The organism is Shewanella sp. ECSMB14101 (genome assembly GCF_000773485.1).
GTDB classification, from domain to species: domain Bacteria; phylum Pseudomonadota; class Gammaproteobacteria; order Enterobacterales; family Shewanellaceae; genus Shewanella; species Shewanella marisflavi.
On the sequence record NZ_JSFF01000035.1, the window covers coordinates 14,791 to 28,607 of the forward strand.

Annotated in this window: 12 protein-coding genes; 6 read left to right on the forward strand and 6 right to left on the reverse strand. The window is 48.2% G+C overall.

The window, feature by feature from the left end; genetic code table 11:
• Positions 1 to 11 precede the first annotated feature (11 nt).
• Positions 12 to 845 carry an S-formylglutathione hydrolase gene (gene fghA, locus NY07_RS17795; RefSeq protein WP_033540712.1) on the forward strand — a complete coding sequence of 278 codons (834 nt, stop codon included), beginning with the start codon at positions 12 to 14 and terminating at the stop codon, positions 843 to 845.
• 80 nt (positions 846 to 925) lie between these two features.
• Here fghA and NY07_RS17800 read toward each other — a convergent pair whose 3' ends face one another.
• The 4 genes from NY07_RS17800 to ppsR form a co-directional block, all read right to left on the reverse strand.
• Complete coding sequence (locus NY07_RS17800; RefSeq protein ID WP_033540713.1) at positions 926 to 1,585, reverse strand: response regulator transcription factor; 660 nt, start codon at positions 1,583 to 1,585, stop codon at positions 926 to 928.
• 226 nt (positions 1,586 to 1,811) lie between these two features.
• Positions 1,812 to 2,237, reverse strand: a complete 426-nt coding sequence (locus NY07_RS17805; RefSeq protein WP_033540714.1) for an acyl-CoA thioesterase — start codon at positions 2,235 to 2,237, stop codon at positions 1,812 to 1,814.
• A 149-nt stretch (positions 2,238 to 2,386) separates the two neighbouring features.
• A complete protein-coding gene (locus NY07_RS17810; RefSeq protein ID WP_033540715.1) occupies positions 2,387 to 3,448 on the reverse strand; it encodes a 3-deoxy-7-phosphoheptulonate synthase in 1,062 nt (353 codons plus the stop codon).
• 165 nt (positions 3,449 to 3,613) lie between these two features.
• The gene (gene ppsR / locus NY07_RS17815; RefSeq protein WP_033540716.1) at positions 3,614 to 4,426 is read right to left on the reverse strand and encodes a posphoenolpyruvate synthetase regulatory kinase/phosphorylase PpsR; all 813 of its coding nucleotides are present in this window, start codon (positions 4,424 to 4,426) and stop codon (positions 3,614 to 3,616) included.
• A 126-nt stretch (positions 4,427 to 4,552) separates the two neighbouring features.
• Here ppsR and ppsA point away from each other — a divergent pair, with 126 nt between their 5' ends.
• The 4 genes from ppsA to NY07_RS17835 all read left to right on the forward strand — a co-directional run bounded on the left by ppsA (position 4,553) and on the right by NY07_RS17835 (position 11,075).
• Complete coding sequence (ppsA, locus tag NY07_RS17820; RefSeq protein ID WP_033540717.1) at positions 4,553 to 6,922, forward strand: phosphoenolpyruvate synthase; 2,370 nt, start codon at positions 4,553 to 4,555, stop codon at positions 6,920 to 6,922.
• Between the two features lie 108 nt (positions 6,923 to 7,030).
• Positions 7,031 to 10,075 carry a D-2-hydroxyglutarate dehydrogenase YdiJ gene (gene ydiJ, locus NY07_RS17825; protein WP_033540718.1) on the forward strand — a complete coding sequence of 1,015 codons (3,045 nt, stop codon included), beginning with the start codon at positions 7,031 to 7,033 and terminating at the stop codon, positions 10,073 to 10,075.
• A gap of 10 nt (positions 10,076 to 10,085) precedes the next feature.
• Entirely contained in the window at positions 10,086 to 10,535 is a 450-nt protein-coding gene (locus NY07_RS17830; protein ID WP_033540719.1) for a DUF1285 domain-containing protein, read from the forward strand.
• A 123-nt stretch (positions 10,536 to 10,658) separates the two neighbouring features.
• Positions 10,659 to 11,075, forward strand: a complete 417-nt coding sequence (locus NY07_RS17835; protein ID WP_033540720.1) for a MarR family winged helix-turn-helix transcriptional regulator — start codon at positions 10,659 to 10,661, stop codon at positions 11,073 to 11,075.
• Between the two features lie 328 nt (positions 11,076 to 11,403).
• Here NY07_RS17835 and NY07_RS17840 read toward each other — a convergent pair whose 3' ends face one another.
• Positions 11,404 to 11,748 carry a hypothetical protein gene (locus tag NY07_RS17840; RefSeq protein WP_033540721.1) on the reverse strand — a complete coding sequence of 115 codons (345 nt, stop codon included), beginning with the start codon at positions 11,746 to 11,748 and terminating at the stop codon, positions 11,404 to 11,406.
• A 260-nt stretch (positions 11,749 to 12,008) separates the two neighbouring features.
• A complete protein-coding gene (locus tag NY07_RS17845; RefSeq protein WP_033540722.1) occupies positions 12,009 to 13,040 on the reverse strand; it encodes a Glu/Leu/Phe/Val dehydrogenase dimerization domain-containing protein in 1,032 nt (343 codons plus the stop codon).
• Positions 13,041 to 13,296: 256 nt separating this feature from the next.
• Between NY07_RS17845 and NY07_RS17850 the strand changes: the two genes are divergently transcribed.
• Positions 13,297 to 13,746, forward strand: a complete 450-nt coding sequence (locus tag NY07_RS17850) for a DUF4826 family protein (RefSeq protein ID WP_033540723.1) — start codon at positions 13,297 to 13,299, stop codon at positions 13,744 to 13,746.
• Positions 13,747 to 13,817 lie beyond the last annotated feature (71 nt).

Here is a 13,817-nt window from a genome sequence, read left to right on the forward strand (position 1 = left end):
GGGATGAGACAATGACCATAGAAAATATCAGTAGTAACAAAAGCTTTGGTGGTTGGCATAAGCAGTATCAGCATCAGTCGAGTACGCTTAACTGCCCAATGCGCTTTGCCATCTATCTGCCGCCCCAGGCCAGTGAGCAAAAGGTGCCAGTGCTCTACTGGCTCTCAGGGCTCACCTGCACGGATGAGAATTTCATGCAAAAGGCGGGCGCTTTGCGTATCGCCGCCGAGTTAGGTATGGCTATCGTTGCGCCGGATACCAGCCCAAGAGGAATGGAGGTGGCCGATGATCCCGCCTATGACTTAGGTCAGGGGGCAGGCTTTTACCTGAATGCGACCCAGGCGCCTTGGCAGGCGCATTATCAGATGTACGATTATGTGGTTGAGGAGCTGCCAGCTCTTATCGAAGCCCATTTCCCTGTGACGGAGGTGCGTGCCATTGCAGGTCATTCCATGGGCGGTCATGGCGCTTTGACCATAGGCTTGAAGCATCCTGAGCGCTATCGGTCTATCTCTGCCTTTAGTCCTATCGTTAACCCGATGAATTGCCCCTGGGGACACAAAGCTTTTACCCAGTACCTGGGTAAGAATCGTGATGACTGGCAGGCCTATGATGCCTGTGAATTGATGAAAGAAGCCAGTTGCGATCTGCCAATTTTAATTGACCAAGGCAGCAGCGATAATTTTCTCGAGGAGCAGTTAACACCTCAGGCATTGATTGCCGTGGCCGAGGAGAAAGCTTATCCGCTGATCCTGCGTATGCAGGAGGGCTATGATCATAGCTACTACTTTATCGCCAGCTTTATCGAAGACCACCTGAGGTTTCATGCGTGTAATCTTTCGTAATTAGAGGTTTTGATGAAGCGCAAAAAAGCCGAACAAATGTTCGGCTTTTTTTAGGTTTTAAAATAATGGTTTCGCACTGTTTAGAGCTCGACTTTATCCATCTCTAGTTGCTGCAGGGCAATTACCGCCTGAGTGCGGTTTCTGACCCCAAGTTTGCGAAAGATTGCAGTAGCATGGGCCTTAATTGTGGCTTCTGACACACCAAGATCGTAGGCGATCTGCTTGTTCAGCAGGCCCTCGGCAAACATCTGTAGCACCTTGTATTGCTGAGGCGTGAGATCGGCAAGCTTGGCTGCCATCTGATCGGTGGCATCTTCGTTAATTTCTTGCAGCTCTATATTTTGCGGTAACCAGATATCACCGTACAAGACTGAGGTGAGGGCCTCGGCCAAGGTTTCCATAGAGGCGGACTTTGGTATAAAACCAGCGCTACCGTAATGCACGGCGCGGCTGATGGTCATGGCATCTTCATGGGCGGAGATCACCACCACAGGAAGTTCCGGAAAGTGGGTCCTGAGATGGATCAAGGTCGAGTAGCCATGGGAACCTGGCATCTGTAGATCCAACAAGACTAGGTCGTAGGCTGCATCTCCCTGTTCTAATAGAGATTGCAGCGCATCGGCGCTGTCGGCTTCAAACCACTGGGTATCGGTAAATGCGCCGCTCAGAGCCTGTCGCAACGCATTTCTAAATAACGGGTGATCATCGGCGATGATGATGTGCAAATTTTCTAGCTTCATTGCTTTTTGATTATCTTTGTTGCACTTGAAGGTAAACTCAATGTACCAGATAACTGACTCAGTATTCTATTGCTTTTGTGTCAAGGGCAGCGGATTTTTTTATTTTACAAATGATTATTAGACTTAAGTCTAATGGAAAGCTGTCGGCATCGGCCCAGATGTTTGTGCTTATTTAAGTGTTTGGATAGGAGACGTAAGGCGAGTGAACACTCGCCTTAAGGAGAGATTAGTTTTTTGTCCAGATCTGAGTGGGTTTACGATCTTCATCTATCGCCACAAAGGTAAATACACCGCGAATAGCATGCTCACGATGATCGTGATACATATCTTCTACAAAAATATTCACCTCAACCTTGAGTGAGGTGTTACCTACATGGATCACCTTGGCGATGATCTCTGCTAGAGTGCCGGCCGGAATCGATTTATTGAAATCAATACGGTCGGAGCTGACAGTGACCAAGGTTTTACGGCAAAAGCGTGTGGCAGCGATAAAGGCAGTTTCATCCATCCATGCCAGGGCTTCGCCACCAAAGAGGGTATTGTGGTGATTGGTGATCGAGGGAAAAATCGCTTTTATCACCCGCGCTTCTGACTGTTCGATGCGCGCAAGAATTTCTTCACTAAAGTGAGTGTCTGTGTGGGTTAGGGGCATACGGCAACCTTAAGGTTATGCATAAAAAAACTGGCGGATTATACTTTCAATCCCAGTTAAATGACAGCGCTGTATCTTGTGGTGCAAACTTTGTTTTGCTCAAATAAAAAAGGCTTCCTAGCGGAAGCCTTTTACCCAGCGCGCTGTCGTTAGCCAAGCTTGGCCATACGCGCTTGAGATGCTTTAGCGAGATCTCGCAGTAAGCGCTCAGAATCATCCCAGTTCAGGCAGGCGTCAGTGATGCTCTTGCCGTAAACCAGTGGTTCACCCGCCACCACCTTTTGATTGCCTTCTTCGATAAAACTTTCGGCCATGATGCCTGCAATAGCAGTGGAGCCCTGCTCAAGCTGCGCCATAATCGATTTGGCGACTTCTAGCTGGCGTTTGTGTTCCTTCTGGCTATTGCCATGGCTGAAGTCAACTACCATGCGATGAGACAATCCAACATCCTTCAGCTTTTGAGCGGCAGCCTGAATATCGGCTTCATGATAGTTAGGCTGTTTGCCCCCACGCAGTATGATGTGGCCATAGGGGTTGCCGCTGGTGCGGTAAACGGCCATGGCGCCATCTTTATCTGGCGAGTAAAAGATATGTGGTTCCTTAGCGGCGCGTACAGCATCGATGGCGATATTGATATTGCCATCTGTACCATTTTTAAAGCCAACCGGACAAGAGAGCGCTGAGGCCATCTCGCGGTGGATCTGACTTTCGGTAGTGCGAGCACCAACCGCGCCCCAGGTAATGAGATCGGCAATATATTGTCCGTTGACCATATCGAGAAACTCGGTCGCGATTGGCAGTTTTAGCTCGGTGATCTCTTGTAGCAGATGACGAGCTAGCCTTAGTCCTTTGTTCGCATTAAAGCTACCATCGAGATCAGGGTCTGATATCAATCCCTTCCAGCCCACTGTTGTACGTGGTTTCTCGAAATAGACGCGCATCAGGATGCACAGTGATTCTTTTAGTTCTCTGTGTAACACGGCAAGACGCTTGGCGTATTCGATAGCGGCCTGAGTGTCATGAATCGAGCAGGGGCCGATGATCACCAGAAGTCGTTTGTCTTCTCCGGTTAATATGGCTTCAACTTCACGTCTTTGTTGAACCAGGTAATCGGCAGCGTCTTGAGTAAGCGGGTATTCAGATGCGAGTTTAGCAGGTGAAATGGCCTTACATAGTAATGTGGTGCGTAGTTCGTCTGTTTTAATGGTCATTCAATATACCGAGCGTTTGTCTTGGCTTTCGCCTGATTGCCTCGGATTATAACCAATAGTTGCTAGCTGCACAGGGGTAAACAGATGAAAATTTCCGGTATTTCTTTACATCTGTGCAGTTAGCTTGCGATTTACAAGGATTCTAAGACTTATATAGATGACGTTTTAGAACATATGACGCTCGAGTCCTGTCATATCCAGAATCTTGGTGGCGATCTCTTCAACCGAGTGGTTAGTGGTATTGACGAAGGGAATACGCTCGCGCTTGTACATCATTTCAACCTCTTTTACCTCGATGCGACACTGTCTCAACGAAGAGTAGCGGCTGTTTTCCATGCGGCTTTGGCGGATCTCATGTAGTCGAACGGGATCGATAGTCAGGCCGAACAACTTGTGTTTATTCTTTTTCAACACCTCGGGCAGTTTGAGGTTATCCATGTCGTCTTCAATAAAAGGATAGTTGGCAGCCTTGATGCCAAACTGCATCGACAGATAGAGGCTGCTGGGGGTTTTGCCGCAACGGGATACGCCCAGCAATACTATGTCTGCCTTGTCGATATGTTTCAGGGTCTGACCATCATCGTTTTCCATGGCGTAATTGATAGCGTCGATTCGCGCCTCATAACTATGATTTGCCTTACCATGGGTTCTGTTCGTCACCGGAACGGCCTTGACGCCCAATTGATCTTCCAGTGGCGCCACGAAGGTGTTCAAAAAGTCATAATCTATACACTCGCTGCTATAGATGATGTCTCTAATCTCAGCTTTAACGATAGAATGGAACACAAGTGGTCGTTCGCCTGTTGTAATAAAACAATCATTTATTTGTGCTTTTACCGCTTCGGCTCTCTGAGTGGTCTCAACGAATGGAATAGTAAGTGCTTCAAACACAACTGGAAATTGAGACAATACTGCATGGCCAAAAACCTCGGCTGTGATCGCCGTCCCATCTGAGATATAAAAGACTTTACGTGACATTTTGACCTCTTGTAGTAATAAAATTACAAATAAAATTATAGATTTACGCGTCTTGCTGTGGAGTGTAAAATGCCGCTGCCCTCGTGTGAAGGGGCCACACTGAAATAAACTTGCGGAGATAGAACTGTGCAGCAATATGTACTCTGGTATCAAGAATTAGGCATGGGTGACGTCAACAAGGTAGGCGGTAAGAATGCCTCTCTTGGGGAGATGATCAGCAATCTAGCTAATGCAGGTGTTCAAGTGCCTGGTGGCTTTGCGACCACATCTTTTGCGTTCAATGAATTTCTTGAACAAAGCGGACTTAACCAGAAGATATACGAGACGCTAGAAGCTCTAGACGTCGATGACGTGAATGCACTCGCTACCGCAGGTGCACAGATCCGACAGTGGGTTATCGATACCCCATTCCATAGCGAATTTGAGCAGGTTGTACGTGAGTCGTACGACAAGCTTGCCTCAGAAACTAGCGATGCATCTTTCGCTGTTCGCTCTTCAGCGACTGCCGAAGATATGCCCGATGCATCATTTGCCGGTCAGCAAGAAACTTTCCTAAACGTGAAAGGCTTCGAAGCTGTGCTGGTTGCCATCAAGCATGTATTTGCTTCACTGTTTAACGACCGAGCTATCTCATACCGTGTGCACCAAGGTTACGACCACAAAGGTGTTGCCCTTTCTGCTGGCGTACAGCGTATGGTTCGCTCTGACACCGCGGCTTCAGGGGTGATGTTCACCATGGATACTGAGTCCGGTAATAACGATGTGGTCTTCGTGACCTCTTCATTTGGTCTGGGTGAGATGGTTGTACAAGGTGCCGTAAACCCTGATGAGTTCTATGTTCACAAGCCAAGCTTAACTGCAGGTCACATGTCTGTAGTTCGTCGTAACATTGGTAGCAAGTTGATTCAGATGGTTTACTCTGATGACCTGAGCCATGGTAAGCAGGTGAAGATTGAAGATGTGCCTGCCGACATGCGTCGTCAATTCTCAATTAGCGACGAAGAAGTGATGGAGCTGGCTAAGCAAGCCATGATCATCGAGAAACACTATGGTCGTCCAATGGACATCGAGTGGGCAAAAGATGGTAACGATGGCAAGCTTTACATAGTACAGGCGCGTCCTGAAACTGTACGTTCACGTGAAGACGTGCAGCTGATTGAACGTTTCCACCTGAAGACCAAGAGTGAAGTGATTGGTGAAGGCCGCGCGATTGGCCACAAGATTGGTAACGGTACCGCTAAGGTTCTGGCTTCTATCGAAGATATGGATCAGATCCAAGAAGGCGACGTTCTGGTTACTGACATGACTGACCCAGATTGGGAGCCAATCATGAAGCGTGCTAGCGCTATCGTCACAAACCGTGGTGGCCGTACTTGTCACGCTGCGATTATCGCCCGTGAATTAGGTGTACCAGCGGTAGTGGGTTGTGGTGATATCACTGATAAGATCAAGCATGGCCAGCCGGTTACTGTTTCTTGCGCCGAAGGTGATACAGGTTACATCTTCGAAGGCATTCAAGAGTACGATGTCGTGTCGTCTCGCGTAGATGCTATGCCTGAACTACCAATGAAGATCATGATGAACGTGGGTAACCCTGACCGCGCCTTTGACTTTGCCCGTCTACCTAACGAAGGTGTGGGTCTGGCCCGTCTTGAGTTCATCATCAACCGTATGATCGGTATTCACCCTAAGGCACTGCTTGAGTTCAACGACCAAAGCGCCGAGCTGCAGCAAGAGATCCATGAGATGATTGCTGGCTACGAGTCTCCTGTTGAATACTATATCGCGCGTCTGGTTGAAGGTATTGCGACTATCGCATCGGCTTTCCATCCGAAGAAAGTGATTGTACGTATGTCAGACTTTAAGTCTAACGAGTACGCTAACTTAGTAGGTGGTGACCGTTACGAGCCAGAGGAAGAGAACCCAATGCTGGGCTTCCGTGGTGCGAGCCGTTATATCTCTGAATCGTTCCGTGACTGCTTCGCCCTAGAGTGTGAAGCCATCAAGCGTGTTCGTAACGAGATGGGCCTGAAGAATGTGGAGATCATGATCCCATTCGTTCGTACGCTGGAAGAAGGTCGTCAGGTTATCGAGTTGCTGAAAGAGCAAGGCCTTGAGCGTGGTAAAGATGGTCTGCGCGTCATCATGATGTGTGAGCTGCCTTCTAACGCGCTACTAGCCGACCAGTTCCTCGAGATTTTCGATGGTTTCTCTATCGGTTCAAATGACTTGACTCAGCTGACGCTAGGTCTTGACCGTGACTCAGGGATCATCAGCCACCTGTTCGATGAGCGTAACGAAGCCGTTAAGGCCCTCTTGGCGATGGCTATTAAAGCCGCTAAAGCCAAAGGCGCGTACGTGGGCATCTGTGGTCAAGGTCCTTCAGACCATGCTGATTTTGCAGCTTGGTTGGTGGAGCAGGGTATCGACACAGTATCGCTAAACCCTGATACGGTTATCGATACCTGGTTATACCTAGGTGAAGCACACGCTTAATTATTCTTTAAATAGAGTAATCTAATTGACGAAAGCCGCTTTTTAGCGGCTTTTTTTTGTTTATAATGGCAACATTATTTTAATAATTACCTTAATAAAGAAGTCATCATGCTCCCAAAGTTATCCCATCAGCAGACCCTTGAGCCTGTTTATCTGGCGTTTCTTGATGCTCTTGCCAAGAGTCATTATTGCGGCGATATCGATAAGCGCTACAGTGCCCGTTTAGCCCAGGCGACGGATAACTCTGTATACCAGTTTCTGCCCCAGGCGGTGCTATATCCTAAGAGTCAGGCCGATGTCAGCTTGATAATGAGCCTGGCGGCTAAGCCTGAATTTAATAAGGTAGTGTTCAGTGCCCGAGGTGGCGGAACTGGTACCAACGGTCAGGCCTTGACTCACGGTTTGATTTTGGACTTATCACGTTATTTTACTCAGGTGCTTGAGATAAATGAGCAAGAGCGTTGGGTGCGGGTGCAAGCTGGTGTGGTCAAAGACGCACTAAATGATGCTTTGCGACCTCATGGCTTTTTCTTTAGCCCGGATCTGTCGACCTCTAACCGCGCGACCATGGGCGGCATGATCAATACCGATGCCTCGGGCGCCGGTTCACTTGTGTATGGCAAGACTTCTGATCATGTGCTTGAGCTCACCAGCGTGCTGCATGATGGTAGTGTGCTGGAAACTAAGCCGCTGGATCTGCAAGCGCTCGAAACGCTCGATGCACTCGAATCTCCTAGTTTGGGCGAGACGCTGCAGCGGGATATCGCCCGTATGACCCGTGAGCATAGAGACGAGGTGGAGAGGCGTTTTCCCAAGCTTAACCGTTTCTTGACCGGTTATGACCTGAAAAATGTCTGGAACGCCTCACAAGATGAGTTCAACCTGTCACGCATTCTAACGGGTTCCGAAGGCACGCTAGCGGTGATCACTGAGGCGAAACTTGATATCACGCCACTGCCCAAGACTCGCATGATGGTAAACATCAAGTATGACTCTTTTCAATCGGCGCTGCGTCATGCCCCCGATCTGGTGAAGGCCGAGGCCACTGTAGTAGAAACCGTGGACTCTAAGGTACTTAATCTTGCCAAACAGGACATCATCTGGCATTCGGTTGCATCACTTATTGAGGAGGTGCCTGGCGCCTCTATTGATGGCCTGAATATGGTGGAGTTTGCCGGCGAGCAAGAGGAAGTTGAAGAGAAGGTTAAGCAGTTACAAGCCATGCTCGACAGTCAGCTTGAAGCAAAGCAGGCGGGTTTACTGGGATATCAGGTAACTGCCGATAGGGCGAGTATTAACACCATCTACGCCATGCGTAAGAAGGCCGTGGGATTGCTTGGCGCCACCAAAGGGAGTCGCAAGCCGATCGCTTTTGCCGAAGACACAGCTGTGCCACCAGAGAAGCTTGCCGATTTTATCATGGAATTCAGAGCGCTACTGGACAGTCACCAGTTGCAATATGGCATGTTTGGCCACGTGGATGCGGGCGTGCTACACGTGCGTCCGGCGCTGGATATGTGCGATCCCCAAGATGAACGACTGCTCAAGACGGTATCGGATCAGGTGGCAGCATTGACCCTTAAATATGGCGGCCTGATGTGGGGCGAGCATGGCAAAGGGGTGCGCGGAGAGTATGGCCCAGCGGTCTTTGGCGAGACGCTATTTGGCTTGCTGGAGGAAGTAAAAGGGTATTTCGACCCTCACAATAAGCTGAACCCTGGCAAGCTGGTAGCGCCTAAGGGCACAGGACCATTACTCTATAATGTGGACAGCACTAAGCGCGGCGCCTTTGACCGTCAAATTCCGGTCCAAACCCGTGAAGCTTTCCCCGATGTGATGAACTGTAACGGTAATGGTCTCTGTTTTAATTACAGCGTCTATTCGCCTATGTGTCCCTCGTTTAAAGTGACCGGGGACAGGGTGCAATCGCCCAAGGGCCGTGCGGGTCTAATGCGTGAATGGCTGCGTTTATTGGAAGCCGAAGGCGTTGATGTCGAGGCCTTAGCAAAAGCCAAGCCTCTTGGCTGGCTGCAGCGCACGCAGAACACTCTAAAGAAAGAGCGTGAGTATGATTACTCTCATGAGGTAATGGAGTCGTTGAAGGGATGCTTGGCCTGTAAGGCATGCACCTCGCAATGTCCCGTAAAGGTGGATGTGCCTAAGTTCAGGGCGCAGTTCTTTAACATCTACTACCAGCGTTATTTGCGCCCAGTGAAAGATTATCTGGTGGCGGGGATTGAAGAGAGTCTGCCATTGATGGCTAAGGTGCCTCAAATTACTAACTTTGCCTCACAAAACAAGCTGAGTCAGTGGGTCATTAAGCAATCTATCGGCTATGTCGATGCACCAGCTCTCTCGGTACCAACACTCAAGCAGCGTTTGGAGAATCATGCTTGCCGCGGCTACGATCTGAATGCATTGCAGCAGATCCCGGCCGCTGAGCGTGAGCAATATGTGCTGGTGGTACAAGATCCTTTCAATAGCTTCTACGAGGCCGACACGGTTTACCACTTTATCAAGCTGATCGAAAAGCTGGGTTATAAGCCAGTGCTACTTCCCTTTAAGCCCAACGGTAAACCAATCCATATTAAGGGATTCTTAGATAAGTTTGCCAAGACGGCTCAGTCAAGTGCCGACTTCCTTAATCAGGTGCATGCCCTAGGCATGCCAATGGTGGGCGTGGACCCGGCGATGGTGCTCTGCTATCGTGATGAATATAAAGAGATCTTGGCAGAAAATCGCGGCGACTTTAATGTGCTGCTGGCCAATGAGTGGTTACTTCAGGTGATGAATACCCGTGAACCTGCGGCGAGTAGTGGCAAGCGTTTTACTTGGTTTAGTCACTGCACAGAGTCGACGGCTAAGCCTAATACCGCCAAAGAGTGGCAGGCGATCTTCGAAGGATTTGGTGCCGAGTTAAAGACCCTCAGTCTTGGCTGCTGCGGTATGGCGGGCACCTATGGCCATGAGAATGATAACCTTAAACGCTCTAAGGCTCTCTATCAAATGTCTTGGGATGAAGCCATTAAGTCACTGCCACAGGAAGAGATACTGATCTCAGGTTATTCATGTCGCAGCCAGGTCAAACGCTTCGGAGGCTTTAAGCCTAAACATCCGGTACAGGCCCTGTTAAGTCTTATCGACAATAACTGAGGCAGATATTGTGACTGAGCTTGAGCCAGTAGCGCAATTAAAGCAGATCACACAGGGGGCGCCCCTGTGTGATGAAACGCCACTATTTCATATCGATGGACAAGGGCGCTGGTTTTATCGTCAAGAGCCCCTGCCGGATAAGTTTTGCCGTCTATTTGCCACCATCTTGCGTCGCCAAGGTGAGGATTATCTTCTGGTTACCCCGGCAGAGAAAGTGCTGGTGGATGTTGCTGATTATCCTTTTGTTATCAATGATTATGAATCTAATGATGACGGTAGTTTCAGCTTGATGACTTCCATAGGTAGCAAGTTGTCTATCACGGGTTATCAGGCCTTTGTGGTGGGCGAGGAGACAATATCTGTCGGCTTAGCGAGCGGATTATCGGCTAAACTTGGAAGAGCTTGTTATTACCGTTTTATCGCACAATACCTGCTGCATGAAGATGAAGACTTGGGATAACAGCTAAGCCTTTCTTAGATAAGGCAAATGGTTTTTCGTTACGAATTACCCATCTTCTAGCCCTAGTTTCTTTAGAACCAGATGTTAGTATTAATGTATGCCCGCTGTTTCTGGAGGTGCTGATTGAAACATTATGAAAGCTTGGGATACTTGGTATCTCATCTGAATATCGAACTTCAAAAGGCCTTGGATGAGAGGCTAAAGCGCTATGAACTGGACATTAAACTCTGGCCCGTACTGTTTGCCCTATGGCAAGAGGAGGGGATCACCCAGACAGAACTTTCTAAGCGCTGTGATGTTGCGAATTACACTATGACTCGCCTATTGGATCAGCTTCAGGTGCAGGGGTATATTACGCGTCACCAGGAAGCGGATAATCGTCGCGCCTTTAAGATTTTTCTAACCGATAGCGCTAAGGCGCTTGAACAGGATCTGATCTGCGAGGCGGAGCGCGTTAATGAGCAGTTCCTTGGTAATCTATCCGAATTCGAATCGCAGCAGTTTATCTATCTACTCAATAAGATTAATGGCTTGTCTTAAACAGGCTGAATGTAAATCTGATTTTATGTCATCAAGATGAATATCCCTAAAGCTCAGTTAACTGCAACGCTTGAGCTTGGCACTTGTGTGGCTTGTTTAAATCCCTTAGCTAGGCCCTAGAGCTCATCAGTGCATGAGTCGCTGGCTGAGCTTGCTCGTCCTTGGATGTGAGGCTACGACATTGACTGCTCTACGGACAGAGAGCGGCCCAAATTATCAGAATCTCACCGTCACAGAGGTCATTGTCTATTGCTATGTCTGCGGGTGATAAATTCGTTTTGTGTTGTTCAGTCGACTGAGCTTGGTGTGTTAAATAAATAGGAAGGGGCTAGACCACCAACAGCATTCCCAGGGCTGAAATCGCCGTGAGTATGATGACAGATTGTAACATTAGTCGGCTCTGCATCAGGTTTTCTTTGCCCTGTTTGATACTGGCAATCAAGCGGTTGTGCTTGTAGATGCGGCAGATCATCTGGTCACTGTTGGGATCGATAAATAGTTGAAACTTACAAGGTTTACCATCATGAAGCTTAACTTGATGTTCGCTCTTTGGACCGAAGTTTAGCTTGCGAGAGACCCGCTTACCATTAACAAATACCTGCTCTAGGCCTATCCAATTACTGGCCTGTAACTCCACCAAATCCTGATTAAAGTTGTACTTGAAACTAATCATAATGCAATCCTAGCGAAGATGATGAGCCTCTAAGTCAAGCAGAGGAATATGACAATTTCCAGTACGCTTTTGTGAAAAATCTGTGTCTGAAAATTATCCCTTTGGCGGTAAAAGGAAAATTATTTTTCAGGAGTTTCATTCGGTAAATTGGATGAAATATTTGGTATCCAAATGGAGCATAAAAGTTTGAAGACAAAAAAAACCACCGAATATCGGTGGTTTTTAGGTGTTAGCGCTAATGGGAAAACTAGGCTCTTAGATCACTTCTTGCCATTGATGATGGCGCGTGCCAGTTCATCGGCAACGTCTGCTGTCGTGCGGTTTTTCGCATCAGAAAGTTCGAAGATCTTTAGTAGCGTGTTGTAGATCTCTTCAACCTTAGCGGTGGATTTCTGCGGGTCATAATCTTTTTCGAACGAAACGTTGATGATACCGCCAGCGTTGATCACGTAATCTGGGGCATACAGGATACCCAGTTCTTTGAGCTTCTCACCATGGCGCAGTTCAGCAAGCTGGTTGTTGGCACAACCTGCCACAATCTTGGCTTTCAGTAGTGGGATCGTAGTGTCGTTGATGGTGGCGCCCAAGGCACATGGCGCATAAATATCAACGTCTTGGTGATAGATATCTTGAGGAGCAACAACAGTCGCACCAAACTCGGAAGCCACTTTGTCCAGTGATGACTGGTGAATATCAGTCACGATCAACTCGGCACCTTCTTCATGCAGGTGACGGCATAGGTAGTAACCTACGTGACCAACGCCCTGAATGGCGATTTTAAGGCCTTTAAGGCTATCCAAGCCACGCTGGTGCTTAACGGCGGCTTTAATGCCCAGATAAGTACCCAGTGCAGTATATGGTGATGGATCGCCGCTTTGGCCTTCTAGACCTGCCATATAAGGGGTTTCTTGGTGAGCGATCATGATGTCGCTGGTGGATACTCCCACATCCTCGGCTGAATAGTATTTGCCGCCCAAGGTATGAATACAACGGCCGAAGGCACGGAATAGGGCTTCACGGTTTTCTACTTTAGGGTCGGCAATGATCACTGATTTACCGCCACCCATAGATAGACCTGCAAGGGCGTTCTTGTAGGTCATGCCGCGAGACAGACGCAATACATCGGTCAACGCCTCGTCGTCAGACTCATAGTTCCACATTCTGCAACCACCTACAGCTGGGCCCAGGTTGGTGTTGTGAATGGCTATGATTGCACGTAAACCACTTTCCTTATCATGACAAAATACGACCTGTTCGTGGTCATCAAATGAGATATGATTAAATACTGCCACTTTATGAGTTCTCCGCTTGGGAATTAAAACGCCGAACGCCAAATTGGCTCTCTCGACGGCTTGTTATATTTATTGCAGAACGATAGCATTTAGCGATACTCTCAACAAAGCAAAGATTGGTATTTATTGTGATCGGTGTGGCAATTTTGCTTTCCACTTTACGTTAACGTAAAGTTGTCTGTGGGTTTTCCCCAGAAATGCAGCTTGCCAAGCTTAATTCGCCCTTCACAACATAACTATAACAATAGGAAGCAGTATGACGGAACAAGCAGTCGAGAACAGCAAACCGCTCACCTCAGAAGAGCAAGAAGCAATGACACAACAATGGGTTAAAGAGCATTTTCAGAAGGCTAACCGCTTTCTGGCGGAGAAAGGGGTTATCCCGAGTAAAGTGATTGCCGAAGAGAGCCGTTACCTTGCGCCATTTCTTGCCGTGTGGAAAATGGAGTCAAAGCAGCCAAAACCACAGACCTTCTGGGTCATGTCTGGAGACCTGCCTTCAGACTATGTGGACGTTAAGGTTGCCGCCACGGCTCGCGATGCGATCCGTCATTTCTCTATGATGTGGCAGCTTAAAGCGGAAAATCTGGTTAAATCAGGTGCCGTAAAAGATAAGACTCAGGCTCAGTTTGCTCAGCTACTCGTGTCGCGTGCCGAGAGCTTGTATCAGATCCACAACGACGAAAAATTGTGGAAAGAAGGCTAAGCGTTTTAAACAGCTACAGCTTTTAACAAGCGCCTTTATAGCAATAAAAAAGGTTCATCGCGGATAAGCGG

Coding starts and splice junctions, on each gene's coding strand:
- fghA (WP_033540712.1), top strand. CDS start 12: ATGACCATAGAAAATATCAGTAGTAACAAAAGCTTTGGTGGTTGGCAT.
- NY07_RS17800 (WP_033540713.1), bottom strand. CDS start 1,585: ATGAAGCTAGAAAATTTGCACATCATCATCGCCGATGATCACCCGTTA.
- NY07_RS17805 (WP_033540714.1), bottom strand. CDS start 2,237: ATGCCCCTAACCCACACAGACACTCACTTTAGTGAAGAAATTCTTGCG.
- NY07_RS17810 (WP_033540715.1), bottom strand. CDS start 3,448: ATGACCATTAAAACAGACGAACTACGCACCACATTACTATGTAAGGCC.
- ppsR (WP_033540716.1), bottom strand. CDS start 4,426: ATGTCACGTAAAGTCTTTTATATCTCAGATGGGACGGCGATCACAGCC.
- ydiJ (WP_033540718.1), top strand. CDS start 7,031: ATGCTCCCAAAGTTATCCCATCAGCAGACCCTTGAGCCTGTTTATCTG.
- NY07_RS17840 (WP_033540721.1), bottom strand. CDS start 11,748: ATGATTAGTTTCAAGTACAACTTTAATCAGGATTTGGTGGAGTTACAG.
- NY07_RS17850 (WP_033540723.1), top strand. CDS start 13,297: ATGACGGAACAAGCAGTCGAGAACAGCAAACCGCTCACCTCAGAAGAG.